General features: G+C 71.3%; 13 protein-coding genes. 5 read left to right on the top strand and 8 right to left on the bottom strand.

All coding sequences use genetic code 11. The annotated features are described in order from the left end of the window. Nucleotides 1-23 precede the first annotated feature (23 nt). On the bottom strand, nucleotides 24-299 hold the full coding sequence (locus K8Z49_RS31400; protein ID WP_412515903.1) for a hypothetical protein: 276 nt from the start codon (nucleotides 297-299) through the stop codon (nucleotides 24-26). Nucleotides 300-320: 21 nt separating this feature from the next. Continuing rightward, nucleotides 321-1088, bottom strand: coding sequence for an endonuclease/exonuclease/phosphatase family protein (locus tag K8Z49_RS31395; RefSeq protein WP_021593331.1), 768 nt, complete (start codon nucleotides 1086-1088; stop codon nucleotides 321-323). Nucleotides 1089-1814: 726 nt separating this feature from the next. On the opposite strand from K8Z49_RS31395, the gene K8Z49_RS31390 reads away from it, so the two are divergent. Further along, nucleotides 1815-2918, top strand: coding sequence for an LLM class flavin-dependent oxidoreductase (locus K8Z49_RS31390; protein ID WP_083597649.1), 1104 nt, complete (start codon nucleotides 1815-1817; stop codon nucleotides 2916-2918). Next, a complete protein-coding gene (locus K8Z49_RS31385; protein ID WP_021593328.1) occupies nucleotides 2915-3904 on the top strand; it encodes an AraC family transcriptional regulator in 990 nt (329 codons plus the stop codon). The genes K8Z49_RS31390 and K8Z49_RS31385 overlap by 4 nt, the downstream gene beginning before the upstream one ends. 21 nt (nucleotides 3905-3925) lie before the next feature. Here K8Z49_RS31385 and K8Z49_RS31380 read toward each other — a convergent pair whose 3' ends face one another. The 4 genes from K8Z49_RS31380 to K8Z49_RS31365 form a co-directional block, all read right to left on the bottom strand. After that, a complete protein-coding gene (locus K8Z49_RS31380) occupies nucleotides 3926-5707 on the bottom strand; it encodes an SDR family oxidoreductase (protein ID WP_412515902.1) in 1782 nt (593 codons plus the stop codon). 69 nt (nucleotides 5708-5776) lie between these two features. Then, nucleotides 5777-6307, bottom strand: coding sequence for a GyrI-like domain-containing protein (locus K8Z49_RS31375; protein ID WP_412515901.1), 531 nt, complete (start codon nucleotides 6305-6307; stop codon nucleotides 5777-5779). Further along, on the bottom strand, nucleotides 6294-7058 hold the full coding sequence (locus K8Z49_RS31370; RefSeq protein WP_412515900.1) for a MerR family transcriptional regulator: 765 nt from the start codon (nucleotides 7056-7058) through the stop codon (nucleotides 6294-6296). The genes K8Z49_RS31375 and K8Z49_RS31370 overlap by 14 nt, the downstream gene beginning before the upstream one ends. A 40-nt stretch (nucleotides 7059-7098) precedes the next feature. Next, nucleotides 7099-8184 carry a CapA family protein gene (locus K8Z49_RS31365; protein WP_111832894.1) on the bottom strand — a complete coding sequence of 362 codons (1086 nt, stop codon included), beginning with the start codon at nucleotides 8182-8184 and terminating at the stop codon, nucleotides 7099-7101. A gap of 115 nt (nucleotides 8185-8299) precedes the next feature. Between K8Z49_RS31365 and K8Z49_RS31360 the strand changes: the two genes are divergently transcribed. Continuing rightward, a complete protein-coding gene (locus tag K8Z49_RS31360; protein ID WP_021593322.1) occupies nucleotides 8300-8920 on the top strand; it encodes a hypothetical protein in 621 nt (206 codons plus the stop codon). Between the two features lie 66 nt (nucleotides 8921-8986). Beyond that, complete coding sequence (locus K8Z49_RS31355; protein ID WP_024934467.1) at nucleotides 8987-9601, top strand: Uma2 family endonuclease; 615 nt, start codon at nucleotides 8987-8989, stop codon at nucleotides 9599-9601. Between the two features lies 1 nt (nucleotide 9602). On the opposite strand, the gene K8Z49_RS31350 is transcribed toward K8Z49_RS31355, so the two are convergent. Next, complete coding sequence (locus K8Z49_RS31350; protein WP_021593320.1) at nucleotides 9603-10628, bottom strand: SPFH domain-containing protein; 1026 nt, start codon at nucleotides 10626-10628, stop codon at nucleotides 9603-9605. Next, on the bottom strand, nucleotides 10625-11080 hold the full coding sequence (locus tag K8Z49_RS31345; RefSeq protein WP_021593319.1) for an NfeD family protein: 456 nt from the start codon (nucleotides 11078-11080) through the stop codon (nucleotides 10625-10627). Before K8Z49_RS31345 ends, K8Z49_RS31350 begins: the two co-directional genes overlap by 4 nt. 138 nt (nucleotides 11081-11218) lie before the next feature. Here K8Z49_RS31345 and K8Z49_RS31340 point away from each other — a divergent pair, with 138 nt between their 5' ends. Beyond that, entirely contained in the window at nucleotides 11219-13438 is a 2220-nt protein-coding gene (locus K8Z49_RS31340; RefSeq protein ID WP_412515899.1) for a molybdopterin oxidoreductase family protein, read from the top strand. Nucleotides 13439-13469: the final 31 nt, after the last annotated feature.

Below are 13469 nucleotides of genomic sequence, written 5' to 3'. Positions count from 1 at the left end.
CGGTGCCTGTGCTGCGGACGTCCTCAGGCCCCGGTCGTCTTGCGTGATCGTCGCTCCGCGCTCATGAGCCGGTCGCAGTCTTCGTAACCGAGATCGTACAAACTGATGATCTTGGATGTTCGCTTGCCGGCCTTCAGGAACCGTGCCACCGCGCGAGCCGACCCGAACACCGACCGCCACACCAGGTCGTCGCGGTCGTACGTCCCGCTGTTCGGCAGCTCCCCCTGGCCAGGCCGGGTGCAGTGAACGCGGCCGACCACCTGGTACTTGATGCGATCGCCCATCGGAGTCAGCAGCACCCGGACCCGCCCCTGCATGGTTCAGACGTCGCCGGTGGTGAGGGTTGCTTCTATGCCGTAGTGGTCGGAGAGGACGGTCGAGGCACCGGTGGAGAGCTGGATCGCCTCCTTGAAGACCAGGCGGGTCGTCGCGTCCGTCCCCGGCCGGACGAGGAGCTGGTCGATGGCGCCGATGTCCGCGTAGTCGGGACGGTAGGTCGGTTCCGTGTCGCCCGCCAGGGCGTCCTCCAGTCCCGTGGCGGACACGAACTCCTGGAAGTAGGGGGAGTCGCGCGGGACGTTGAAGTCGCCCATGGCCACCAGAGGCTCCGCCCGGTCGATCCTGTTGATCGCGGACGCCAGCCGCCGAAGCTCCGACTGCTCCACCTTGGCGTACCGGTTGCCCGGCGACCAGTCCATGTCCATGTTCGCGGACAGGTGCGCGTTCACGACCGTCAGGTGACCGGTGGGCAACCGGACACGGGTGAACAGGGCGCCCTTGCCCAGCAGCCATTCGGGACGGGCCGGACGCGCGAGCGCGAACGGCTGGAAGTGCCGCCGCGTGATCGGATGGCGGGAGAGGGTCACCAGGCCGCCGCGGACGAGCGGGAGCGGAAGCATTCGGAACGAGGCCGCGTGCGGGTAGGAAGGGACGGCGCGGCGCAGCACCGCCAGGACCCGCGGCGAGATGACCTCCTGCAAGCAGACGACGTCGTAGTCCATTTGCTCGATCAGCCCGGCGAGCACGCCGATGCGCGCCCGGGCCTGCCCGCGGAACAGCGTGTTGAAAGTGAGAACGCGCGCCTTCACGACTCGCCCCGCGGTGCCCGCGCGCCGCGCCGGACGTCGTCCTTCATGACCATGGCCGCCACTCTACGTGCCACCGCGAGCCGAGCACGGCTTCCGGCGCGGCACTCTGTGACTCTCAAAAGGAGTTTCTTCCTGCGGTTTCCGCGGGATCTCACCGCCGCCGAAAAGCCCCGGTGTTTATGTGGGATGGAGCAGATGTGAAGCCGGATCTCTCACCGGGACTCGCGCGCCGGTCGCAGGGCTAGCCCGTGAGCGCGGCGGGCTAGCCCGTTCACGTTGAAGAGTGGGAGGGGGTGGTGCATCATTGACGCCTTCACCCCACCGTCGAAAGCGCCCGCCATCGAAAGCCGGTTGATGCCCAGCCCTCCGAGCAACGGCGAACAACTCTGCTCGATGCCCCGCTGTGGCCGCACGTCGTCCTTTCACGTGCGGCTGGAGGCGGCCGGTGTCCCCGAGGAGGGAGGCCTCGATTCCTGCGGCGCCCATCTCGCCGAGACCGTGCAGGAATTGGCGACGCGAGCCCGTGGGCAGCGGCGGGACCACGCGCGGGCGATCGTGTACGCGACGGTGGACGGGCGGCGCCCGGATGGGCCGGGGCCTTTCGACCGGTTCGCACTCGGCGCCATACCAGTGTGACCCGGCTGGTTCCGGCCATTGCCCCGCACTCCAGGCAGTTCCGATACTGGGCGGGCAATGCCGAACGCGGCCGGACGAAAAGGGGTCGGCATGGGATTCCAGCTTGGCTTGTTCTCCCCCAACACCGAATCGGGACTCGCGATCACGACCGCACCGGAAAGGTGGCACGCGACCTGGGACAACAATCTCCGGCTCGCCCGGATCGCGGACGAGTCGGGCATCGACTTCCTGCTCCCGGTCGCCCGCTGGACGGACTGGGGCCCCGACACCGACTTCCACCGCAGCGCCCTCGACCCGCTCGTGTGGGCGTCCGGCCTCCTCGCCCAGACCGAGCGGATCCGCGTGTTCAGCACCGTCCACACCGCGTTCCACCATCCGGTCGTCGCGGCGAAGCAGCTCGCGACGGCGGACCACCTCAGCAGGGGGAGGATCGGCCTGAACATCGTCGCGGGCTGGCACGCTCCCGAATACGAGATGTTCGGCCTCACGCTGCCCGACGACCACGACACGCGCTACGCCCTGGCCCAGGAGTGGTGGGACGTCGTCAAGCGCATCTGGTCGACCGAGGAGCCGTTCGACCACGAGGGGCAGTTCTTCCAGTTGAAGAACGTCGTGGGCCGGCCCAAGCCGTACAACGGGCACAGCCTGCCCGTCATCAACGCGGGATCGTCCACGCAGGGGCGTTCGTTCGCCGCGCGCAACGCCGACCGCGCCTTCACCGTCGTCGCCGGCCCCGAGGACGGCGCCGAGATCGTCAAGGCCATCCGCGCCGAGGCGGCGTCCCACGGCCGGACGGTCGGCGTCTTCACGCTCGGCCACGTCGTGTGCCGCCCGACGAGGACCGAGGCCGAGGACTTCCTGCGCTACTACGCGGACGAGCACGCCGACTGGCCCGCCGTCGACGAGGTCATGCGGCTCCAGGGGCTGCACGCGCAGTCGTTCACCCCGGAGATGCTGCAGATCTACCGGGACCGGTTCGCGGCCGGGCACGGCAGCTGCCCGCTGATCGGCGACCCCGACGACGTGGCCGAGGGGATCGCGGAGTTCGCGCGCGCCGGGTTCGACGGTATCGCTCTGTCGTTCCTCAATTACGCTGAAGAACTGGGGTACTTCGCCGCGGAGGTCATGCCGCGGCTCCGCGCCCGGGGTGTCCTGTCCATCGACCGCCGAACGGATTCGCCTCCAGGACCATGACTTCTCTCGACATCTCGCCGCCCCTGTCCGCCCACCAGCGGATCGTCAGCACGGACATCGACCTCCTGCACGACACGGTCGAACCGTTCGCCGTCGGCCACGACCTCCAGGCGATCGAGCCGCAGGTCCCGCTGGACGGGCAGGTCAACGCGCTCGGGCTGGGCGCGGTCAACCTGGTCTGGGTGCGGTACGGCGGCGGCGGGGTCATCGTCGACACCCCGCCGACCGAGGGGCATTTCGCCCTGTGCGCCCCGCAGGCGCCGATGGGCGTCGAGTACCGGGCGACGAAGACGAGCGAGACGGCCGGCGACCACCTGGTGCTGTCCCACGACGAGTCGATGCGGATGAAGCCCCATGCGACGCTGGGCTGCCTGGTCGTCGCCACGAGCACCGGGCGGCTCGCCGACCACCTCGCCGGCCATCTCGGGCGCGACCACACCGCGCCGCTGCGCTTCCACAAGGCCGGGCCGGCCATCGCCGAGCCCTCGATCATCCAGAGCACCTGGCGGTACGTGTGCGCCATCCTCGACACCGCCACCGAGCGGGGCGGGCTCCATCCGCTCGCGGCCCGCAGCCTGGAGGACGCGCTGCTCACGGCGATCCTCCTCGGCCTGCCGCACACCGGCACCGCGACCCTCGCCGAGGAGCCCGGCAAGGCCCCCCACCATCTGGCCGGGGTGATCCGCGAATGGGTCGAGGCGCACCATCACCGGCCGATCGGCGTCAGCGACATCGCGGCGGCCGTGGGCGTCGGCGTCCGGCAGCTCCAGGTGATCTGCCAGGACCAGTGGGGGACGACGCCCACGCAGCTCTTACGCGGCGTCAGGCTGGACCACGCGCGCGCCGCGCTCACCATGGCGCTGCCGGGGCCGCGCACCGTCTCGGACGTGGCCGAGGCGGCCGGGTACCTCCACATGAGCCGTTTCGCCGCCCACTACCGGCAGCGCTTCGGCGAGACCCCCACCGAGACGCTCAGGAGACGCTGAGTCCGCTCGGGAGCCGCCGGGTCAGCCGTGGAGGCGTTCCACGTTCGTGCGGAGGCGGTCTCCCGCCCGGCGTGCGAGCCCTGCGAGCGCCCTGTTCGCGGTGGGCGACACGCGAGAGAGCGCGCGGGCGAAGCGTGCCTCCACGGTGACGAGAGCCACCGGCGTGTCCTGCCGGACGGCCCGCAGGACGGCCTGCGCGACCTTCTCCGGCGGGAACCCTCGGCGTTCGATCGCCCGTCCCAGGCGGTCACGAAGTTCGCTGTCCACGCTGGGCGGCAGACCGGCGAAGCGGGTCCGGCCGATCATTGGTGTGTCTATCGCGCCGGGGCAGACGGCCGAGGCACCGATCCCGTAGCGGTCGAGGTCGAGGCGGAGGCATTCGGTCAGCTGGAGTACGGCGGCCTTGGTCGCGCTGTAGGCGGGCAGGTCCGGACTGGGCATGAACGCCGCCATCGACGCGATGTTCACGATGTGGCCCCACTCGCCGCGCTCCACCATCTGGCGGCCGAACAGGCGGGAGCCGCGGTACATGCCGTCCAGGTTGATGGAACGGATGCGCGCCCACTCCTCCTCGGACGTGTCGAGCAGGGAACCCGCGACGGCGACGCCCACGTTGTTCACCACGATGTCCGGGACGCCGAACGTGTCACGCACGTACTCGGCGAACCGTTCCATCCCGTCGGCGTCGGCGACGTCCACCCCGTAGACGTGGGCTTCGCCGCCCGCCGCCTCTATCTCGTCCACCGTGTGCTTGGCGGTGCCTTCATCGATATCTGCGACGACCACCCGTGCCCCTGCTGTGGCGAAGGCATGGGCGGTCGCTCGTCCGATACCGCTGCCCGCACCCGTGATGACGACGAGATCGCCACCGAAGTCCTTACCGGGCTGTCCCGCCGCGCGCGCGTGGGCCAGCCCAGGTGTCTCCGGCCCGCCCTCGATGTGCTCTACGAACTCGCTGATCCAACGGGCGATGAGGTCAGGGTGGCTACGGGCCACCCAGTGCCCGGCCGGGGCGCGCCGCACGTAAAGGCGTGGCACGGCACCCCGCGCGGAGAGCAGGAGCGACTGCGAGCCGTAGCGGTCCTTGACCGGGACGATGAGCTGCACGGGGACGTCCGTCCGCCCATCGCCCGCGGGGACCGAGCCGCGCCGCATGTTGGCCCGGTACAGGCCGAGCCCGTTGCGGGCGTCGGCCCGCAGCGTCTCCGCCGGGTGCCCGGACCGCGGGTCGGCGCCCTCACGCAGCCGCATCGTGCGCCCGAACCCCGCGGCGAGCACCCGGGCCGCCGCCTCGCCCACCCGCGGCGCCATCAGCACCGGCATGTAGACGCTGCGCCGCGCCTGCCCGAGGACCTCCGCGACGCCGCGCGGACCGGACCGGACGGCCTCCCGCGCCCAGCGGGCCATGTGCCGCCGGTCCGGGCCGGAGATCGACGTGAACGAGGCGATCCGGCCGCGCAGCCGGTCCCCGATGACGGCCTCCCAGCCCTGCACCGACCCCCAGTCGTGCCCCACCAGGTGGACGGGCGCGCAGGCGCCCGCACCGTCCAGGACGGCCTCCAGGTCACCCATGAGCCCGTCCAGCCCGTAATCCATCGGGTCGGACGGATCGCTCGACGCGCCGGCGCCCCGGACGTCATAGGCGATGACGCGGAACCGCCCGGCGAGCCGCTCGGCCACCTCGTCCCACATCGCGGCCGTGTCGGGGTACCCGTGGACGAGGACGACCGCCGGCCGGTCGTCCTCGCCGCGCACCCGCACGGCCAGCTCGATCTCGCCCGACCTCGCCCGCTGGTCCCGCATCAGCCCGCCCGCCGTTCCGTAGGAGCCGTCTCCCGCGAAACTACGCCTCCGGCACGGGCCGTCCAACGCCTACCGGACGGGCTGGCGGAGAATCGTGCGCATCTTCTCCGGGTCGGTCTCCCGCGTGTCGGACAGGTAGATCTCATGGTGAAGCCCGTTCACCACGAGACCCTCGGCCTCCATCAACGCGGTCATCCGCGCGAGCGACGCGGGCTCGTCCGAATACGCGCCGTGGTGCATCATCTGCACGCACCGCCCGTCCGCGTAGGTCACGTACTGGACGCGCGCCGCCGCGGGCAGCCCCGGACGCACTTCCTCACGTGCCCTTTCCACCTGCGCACTTCCGTCCGGGAGACGGAGGAACAGGTGCCACCGCCACTCCTCGCGGGGCACCTCGAACGGCGAGCGCTCGTCCTCCACCCACCAGCGTCCCTCCAGCGGAACCATCGGCGCGCCCAGCGCGCCCATCACCGCGTACAGCGCGCCCACGCTCTCGTTGTACGCGGCGCCTCCCGGCTCGCCGCGGCCGGTGACGACCAGGCCGGACACGGCCTCGTGCTCCACCAGCTCCGGCTCGTCCGCCGCCTCATACCAGCTCATCAGGATCCTCCACTCGGACCATCACCCGGGTCTCCAGGTGTTCGGGCGGCGTGGTCGCGGGGTCGTTGAGGTACACCTCGCGGACGGGCCCGGCGGGCGTGTGCCCGTAGTCGCCGAACCACGCGAGCACGCCATGGACCGTGAGCGGTATCTCCTCGTACGGGCCGACATGGACGGCCGCGGCGAACGCGCCGCCCGGCAGGACCTCGTCGCCGTCCGCGGCCCGGACGGCCACCCGCACGTCGAACTCCTCCGCCATGTCCAGCGGGAACAGGCCGACGAGCAGTCCGTCCGGCGACATGCGGGGCAGCAGCCGCGCCACGCACGCCGACGTCGCGTCCGGGATCGTCGCCGGCGTCGCCGCCGCGCGCTCGGCGAACACCCGCAGCGCCGGCTCCCGGACGACCGACACGCCGGTCTCCGGCAGCCCCTCCGCGACCACGCGGTCCAGGAGCCGGAGGGCGCGCCGCCGCCGGGCGACGTCCGCCTCGATCCTGTCCCGCGCCTGCCGCAGCGCGCCGCCGTCCCCGGACAGGACGCGCGCGACGTCCGGCAGCGGGACGTCCATCGCCCGCAGCAGGCCGACCAGCAGCGCGTCCCGTGCCTGGTCGGGCCGGTAGTAGCGGTAGCCGGACGCCGGGTCGGTCCAGGCCGGGACCAGCAGGTCCAGCTCGGCGTAGTGCCGGAGCTGCTTGACGCTCAGCCGGCTCAGCCGCGCGAACCGTCCGATCGGCAGGAGATCGTTGCTCACAGGCCCCACCCTGATGTCTCCCACAGTGGGAGAGTCCAGCTCAGGAGGGACGCGCGCTCAGACCGGTGCATGAACGCAGGCCGTTCCACCGCTTCAGCTCGGACTTGGCGGCGGCGCCCTTCATCGGGATGGGAAGGCCCCCGGAGATCTGCGCGGGGCTCCACTTGTCCTTGGTGACCTTGCCGTTCTCCACCTTCAGGAACAGCACACCCGACTTCGCCGTCTGCCCGTTGGCGGAGTAGAAGACGAAGTTGCCCAAGCCGTAGTGGACGTACTTGCCCTCCATGTAGCCGCCGCCCAGCGGGATGTGCGCGTGACCGCCGACGATGATGTCGGCTCCGGCGTCGACGAGCGCCTTGGCCAGTTCCTTCTGCCGGGGCAGCGGGCACGACTCCAGCTCGGCGCCCCAGTGCAGATGCACGATCACGACGTCCGAGCCCTGGCGCGCCTCCTTCACCGCCTGGACCATCCGAGGGACGTTCTTCGCCGACGCGAGACCGCCCTTGCCGTCGGTGGCCGTCCACGCCTGGATCAGGTTGTCGTCCATCACCTGCGTGGCGCCGACGATGGCGAGCTTGTTGCCCTTCACGGTGACGCGGTACGGCTCGTAGGCCTCATCGGCGTTCTTGCCGATCCCCACAACCGGGAACCTGGAGCGCTTGATGGCGGCCAGGGAGTCGCGCAGGCCGCCCTCCATGAAGTCCATGCCGTGGTTGTTGGCCATGGACGTCACGTCCACCCCGGAGGCCTTCAGCGCCTTCAGCGCGGACGGCGGCGCCCGGAACGCGAACTCCTTCCCGGGCGCCTTGGTGCCGCCCGTCGTGATGGCCGTCTCCAGGTTGACCATGGCGAGATCCGCCGCGCGCAGCTGCCTGGCGACCGGGCCGAGCGCCGTGGACGGGTTCCCCAGCCGGCCGCGCAACTGCCCCTCGAAGTGCGTGTCGCCGCCGAACGCGAGCAGGATCGGCTGCTTGGCGGCCTGCGTCGGCCGCGTCCCGCCCGGAGACTTCGACGCCGACGGCGACGACGTCGCGCCCTTCGCGTCCGAGCCGCCGGAGCCGCCGCACGCCGCGGCGGCCAGCGCCACTCCGGCCACGACCGCGGCCGTCCTCCCCCGTCTGACCATCGTCTCGCCTCCGTCCGGCCCCCCATGGACCTGCTGGTCGGATCGGCCCAGCATGCCATGTCCTCCCCGGCCGCCCCACCAGGTACCACGCCCATGACCGCTACTGTGCACCGCCATGACCCTGCGCTTCGACCAGACCGGCTGGGAACCGCTCCAGCCGGGGGCGTTCCGCAACGCCGACGGCGACACCCTCGCCCTCTACGGGTTCGACCTCCCGCCGGACCTCCCCGCCCCGCTGGAGCGGCTCGACCTCCTCCGCGCCCGCATCGTCGCGAAGACGGCCGAGTCCGGCGGCGGCGTGGTCGAACTCGACGTGATCACGCTGGACGGGCTCCCCGCCGTCCGGCAGATCGTCAAGCTCCCCCTCCCGGACCGCCCGGCCGGCGTCGCCTACCTGGCCTCGTTCACCGTCCCGCGCGCCGACCGCAGCCTCGTCCTGAAGCTCCAGTGCCTGGAGCAGGGCGTCACCGGCATGCGCGACAGCGTGGCCTTCAACCACTTCATGACCGAATACGGCCAGGGCCGGGACATGCAGGAGATGATGCGCTGGTGGGCGCAGCACCCCTACACCCCCGAAGTCCAGGGCGGCCTACCGCGCAACCTCTCCGACGACCCGGGCTGGGACCCCCACTTCCCCCAGCACCCCCTCTCCCGGGCCCGCCGCATCCTGGCCACCCTGCCCGCCACCATCGAACTCCACCCCGACTTCAAAGCGGCCCCACCCTTCAACCCCTGACCACGCCAGACGCGTACCGTAGATAGGCTCTGGCCAGGTAGAGGATCGAATTCCAGGAGCCTGAGCATGCCCCTCCCTGTGTGGGCGACGGACCCATCCAGCCTCTCCATCACGGAGGAGGAGTACGAAGCCCTGCCGTCAGAGGTGTGCAAGTCGATCGAGGTCGTGAACGGCAGCGTTGTCTTCTGCGAGTCCCCGAGCCTGGAGCACCAGGTGGTGTCCCGCAACCTGACGTTCGCACTGCTGGCCGCCCGCCCGCCGAGTCCCTGCATCAACGTGGTCCAAGACCTGGACATGCGGTACCGGTATTCCAACCCCCACGCAAGCCAGCGACGGGACAAGAAGCGGTTCACCGTGCGGCGCCCCGATATCAGCGTCCTGCACTGCATCGATCGCGGCGCGAAGCTCTGGTCGGACGACGTCATCACCGCCGTGGAGATCACGTCCTCCGACGACGACAGTGACTTCACCGACAAGCGTGCCGAGTACGCCCTTCAGCGCATCCCCGCCTACCTGATCGTCGTCATGGACGATGGGCGGATCGGAGCCATTGAGGAGCACCGGCTCGATTGGAGCGGGCGGAACTACCAGTTGGTGGCCGTTCACCGCGGATCGCTGGAGACCGAGTTGCCCGAGGGCATGAAGCTCAACGTGTCGTTCTCCGAGTTGGAGAGCGTCTGAGTCAGGGGCGGTCGGCGTTTTCTTCCTTGCCGTTGGGTTTGAGGCCCGGGGTCAGTTCGAAGGGGCCTTCGGGGCCGGAGAGTTCTTGCTGGTCGGATTGTTCGGGTTTGCGGGCGGCGTTCTCCAGGGCTGACTTGGCTTCGTCCAGGGAGCCGCCGAAGGCCTTGCTGACCGCCTGGAGGGCCGTGGTGACCTCGCTCGGGATGACCCAGAACGTGCTGCCCTGGCCCTCGGCAAGCTTCGGGAGGGTCTGGAGGTACTGGTAGGCGAGGAGCTTCGGGTCCGGGTCGGCGGCGTGGATGGCGCTGAAGACCTGCTCGATCGCCGCGGACTGGCCCTCGGCCTCCAGGATGGCGGCGCGCTTGCCGCCCTCCGCCTTCAGGATCGCGGACGCCTTCTCGCCCTCCGCGGTGAGGATCTTGGACGCGCGGGCGCCCTCGGCGGTCAGGATCGCGGCGCGCTTCTCCCGCTCGGCGCGCATCTGCTTCTCCATGGCGTCCTTGATGGACGGCGGCGGCTCGATCGCCTTGATCTCCACGCGGGTGACGCGGATGCCCCACTTGCCGGACGCGTCGTCCAGCACGCCGCGCAGCGCCGTGTTGATCCGGTCGCGCGACGTCAGGGTGGCCTCCAGGTCGAGGGTGCCGATGACGTTGCGCAGGGTCGTCGCGGTGAGCTGCTCGATCGCCTTGATGTAGTTCACGATCTCGTAGTCGGCGGCGCGCGGGTCGGTGACCTGGAAGAACAGCACGGTGTCGATGTGGACGACGACGTTGTCCTCGGTGATGACGGGCTGCTTCTTGAACGACACCACCTGCTCGCGCAGGTCGATGAGGGACTTCACGCGGTCCACGAACGGGACGACGAAGCTGATGCCGGGTTCGAGGGTGCGGTGGTAGCGGCCGAGGCGCTCGACGTTGCGGGCCCGCGCCTGCGGGATGATCCATACCGCCCGCATCACCGCGGTGGCCAGGACCACCACCCCGGCGATCAGCACGATGATGACGGCGATGGCGATGTCGGTCATGGTGGCTCCTCATCCCGTCCGGACGAGACCGGGTAGAGCAGGGCCGTGGCCCCTTCGATGGCGAGGACGTCGGCGGTGGCGCCGGCCGGGATGACCAGGTCCGGGTCGTAGGGGCGGGCCGTCCACTCCTCGCCGCCGATCCGGGCGCGCCCGCCGCGGCGGCTGACCTCGGTGAGGGTGAACGCCTCGCGGCCGACCAGCGCGGCCGTGCCGGAGCGCAGCGGCGGCGGCTGCCTGACGTGGCGCTTGGCGATGGGGCGCACGACGGCGATCCCGGCGATCGAGCCGATCGCGAAGACGGCGGCCTGGACGGCGAAGGGCAGGCCCAGCGCCCCGGTCAGGCCGGCGGCCAGCGCGGCGACGGCGAGGATGCCGAGCGCGAACGTGAGCGTGAGCAGTTCCGCGATCCCGAGCAGCGCGGCGACCAGCAACCAGGCGACCCACGGCTCCATAGCAGCTCCCTAGTGGCTGCCGAAAGTCCTCTATCTCAAAGTAACTCCGAAATCGCCCTCGCGGCCATGCCCGGCGATGGCGCCACCTGGGCGGAATTGCCATGATGGAAGACGGTTCCGTTCACAAGGAGTGTCCCGATGGGCGACCGCACGGCCTTCCGCACCTGTCCGCTCTGCGAAGCCCTGTGCGGGCTCGAACTGACCCTGGACGACGCGGGGACGGTGACCCGCGTCCGCGGCGACGAGAAGGACCCGTTCAGCCGGGGCTTCATCTGCCCCAAGGGCGCCACGCTCGGAAGCCTCGACGGCGACCCCGACCGGCTCGCGGAACCGCTCGTCGGGGGCGGGGCGGCCGGATGGGACGAGGCGTTCGAGGAGGTCCGGCGGGGTCTGGCCGACGTCATCGCGCGGCACGGGCGGGACGCCGTCGCCGTCTACATCGGCAACCCGACCGCCCACTCGATCGCCGGGCCGCTGTACGGCGGCGCGATCGTCAAGGCGCTCGGCACCCGGAACCTCTACACGGCGAGCACGGCCGACCAGATGCCGAAGCACGTGTCGTGCGGGCACATGTTCGGCGACCCCCTGGCGATCCCGGTGCCCGATCTGGACCGCACCGGCCACCTGCTCATGCTGGGCGCCAACCCGCTCGAATCGAACGGCAGCCTGGCGTCCGCGCCGGACTTCCCCGGACGGCTCAAGGCGATCCGGGCGCGCGGGGGCAAGGTCACGGTCGTCGACCCGCGCCGGACCAGGACGGCCGCCCTCGCCGACGAGCACCTGTTCATCCGGCCCGGGACGGACGCGTTCTTCCTCATGGCGCTCGTCCACATCCTGTTCGCCGAGGACCTCGTCGCGTCCGCCGAGCACCTCGCGGGACGCGTCAACGGCCTGGACGACCTGCGCGCCCTCGCCGTCGACTTCGCCCCCGAGCGCGTCGCGCCCGTCACGGGCATCCCCGCCGGGACGATCCGCCGCACCGCCCGCGACCTCGCCGCCGCCGACCGCGCCGCCGTCTACGGCCGCATCGGGACGTGCACCCAGGCGTACGGGACGCTGAACAGCTGGCTCGTGGACGTCCTGAACGTCCTCACCGGGAACCTCGACCGGGAGGGCGGCGCGATGTTCCCGCGCCCCGCGCACGCGCCCGTGTACCGCCGCAAGAGGCCGTTCACGACCGGACGCTGGCGCAGCCGCGTCCGCGGGCTGCCGGAGGTCAACGGGGAACTGCCGGTCGCGACGCTCGCGGACGAGATCGAGACGCCCGGCGAGGGGCAGATCAGGGCGCTGATCACGATCGGCGGCAACCCGGCGCTGTCGGCCCCGAACGCCGCCCGGCTCGACCGCGCCCTCGCCGGCCTGGAGTTCATGGTCAGCGTCGACCCGTACCTGAACGAGACGACCCGGCACGCGAGCGTGATCCTGCCGCCGCCCCGCCCCGCGCAGACGCCGCACTACGACATCGCGCTGACCGGCCTCGCCGTCCGCGACTACGCCCGCTACTCGCCGCCCGCCGTGCCGCTGCCGGACGGGCGCCCGAGCGAGGCCGCCGTCCTCGCCCGGCTCGCCCTGATCGCCTCCGGCACGGACGGCGACCCCGCCGCGCTGGACGAGATGGTCATCACGGCGACGCTGCGGAAGGCCGTCACGCTCGACGGCTCCCCGGTGCACGGCCGCGAACCGGACGAGCTGCGCAAGATGCTCGACTCCGGCACCCTGACCGAGCAGCGGCTCGACATGATGCTGCGCCTCGGCCCCTACGGTGACGGCTTCGGCGCCGAACCCGGCGGCCTCACCCTCTCCAGGCTGCGCACCGAGCACCCGCACGGCCTCGACCTCGGCCCCCTCAAGCCGCGGCTGGACGAGGTGATCTGCACCACGTCAGGGCGCATCGAACTGTGCCCGTCCACGTTCGCCGCCGACGTCGACCGCCTCCACTCCGCCCTGCGCGACCCGGGCACGTCCGGCGGGACGGTGCTGATCGGACGCCGCCACCTCCGGTCCAACAACAGCTGGCTGCACAACGTCCCCGAACTGGTGCGCGGCTCCAACACCTGCACCCTCCAGCTGAACCCCGCCGACGCCGACGCGATCGGCGTCACCGCAGGCGACACGGTCCGCGTCACATCCCGCACCGGCACCGTCGACGCCGTCGCCGAACCCACCGAGACGATCATGCAGGGCGTGGTCAGCCTGCCGCACGGCTGGGGCCACGACCGCCCCGGAACCCGCACCGAGGTCGCCGCCCGGCACGCCGGCGTGAACGTCAACGCCGTCACCGACGAGCAGGAGATCGACCCCCTCTCCGGCAACGCCGTGTTCAACGGCGTCCCCGTCACCCTGGAGGCGGCGCGCTGACCCCTTGTTTAGCCCCTCCCGGCTACAGGTA

It is taken from the genome of Actinomadura madurae, from assembly GCF_047130825.1.
GTDB classification, from domain to species: domain Bacteria; phylum Actinomycetota; class Actinomycetes; order Streptosporangiales; family Streptosporangiaceae; genus Spirillospora; species Spirillospora madurae.
The sequence above is the reverse complement of the archived record's forward strand: the minus strand, read 5'-3'. Positions and strand labels throughout refer to the sequence as shown.

Bases quoted from the DNA above. Each gene is read 5' to 3' on its own strand.
- K8Z49_RS31390 (WP_083597649.1), top strand. From the start codon at position 1,815: ATGGGATTCCAGCTTGGCTTGTTCTCCCCCAACACCGAATCGGGACTC.
- K8Z49_RS31385 (WP_021593328.1), top strand. From the start codon at position 2,915: ATGACTTCTCTCGACATCTCGCCGCCCCTGTCCGCCCACCAGCGGATC.
- K8Z49_RS31380 (WP_412515902.1), bottom strand. From the start codon at position 5,707: ATGCGGGACCAGCGGGCGAGGTCGGGCGAGATCGAGCTGGCCGTGCGG.
- K8Z49_RS31375 (WP_412515901.1), bottom strand. From the start codon at position 6,307: ATGAGCTGGTATGAGGCGGCGGACGAGCCGGAGCTGGTGGAGCACGAG.
- K8Z49_RS31365 (WP_111832894.1), bottom strand. From the start codon at position 8,184: ATGGTCAGACGGGGGAGGACGGCCGCGGTCGTGGCCGGAGTGGCGCTG.
- K8Z49_RS31360 (WP_021593322.1), top strand. From the start codon at position 8,300: ATGACCCTGCGCTTCGACCAGACCGGCTGGGAACCGCTCCAGCCGGGG.
- K8Z49_RS31355 (WP_024934467.1), top strand. From the start codon at position 8,987: ATGCCCCTCCCTGTGTGGGCGACGGACCCATCCAGCCTCTCCATCACG.
- K8Z49_RS31350 (WP_021593320.1), bottom strand. From the start codon at position 10,628: ATGACCGACATCGCCATCGCCGTCATCATCGTGCTGATCGCCGGGGTG.
- K8Z49_RS31345 (WP_021593319.1), bottom strand. From the start codon at position 11,080: ATGGAGCCGTGGGTCGCCTGGTTGCTGGTCGCCGCGCTGCTCGGGATC.
- K8Z49_RS31340 (WP_412515899.1), top strand. From the start codon at position 11,219: ATGGGCGACCGCACGGCCTTCCGCACCTGTCCGCTCTGCGAAGCCCTG.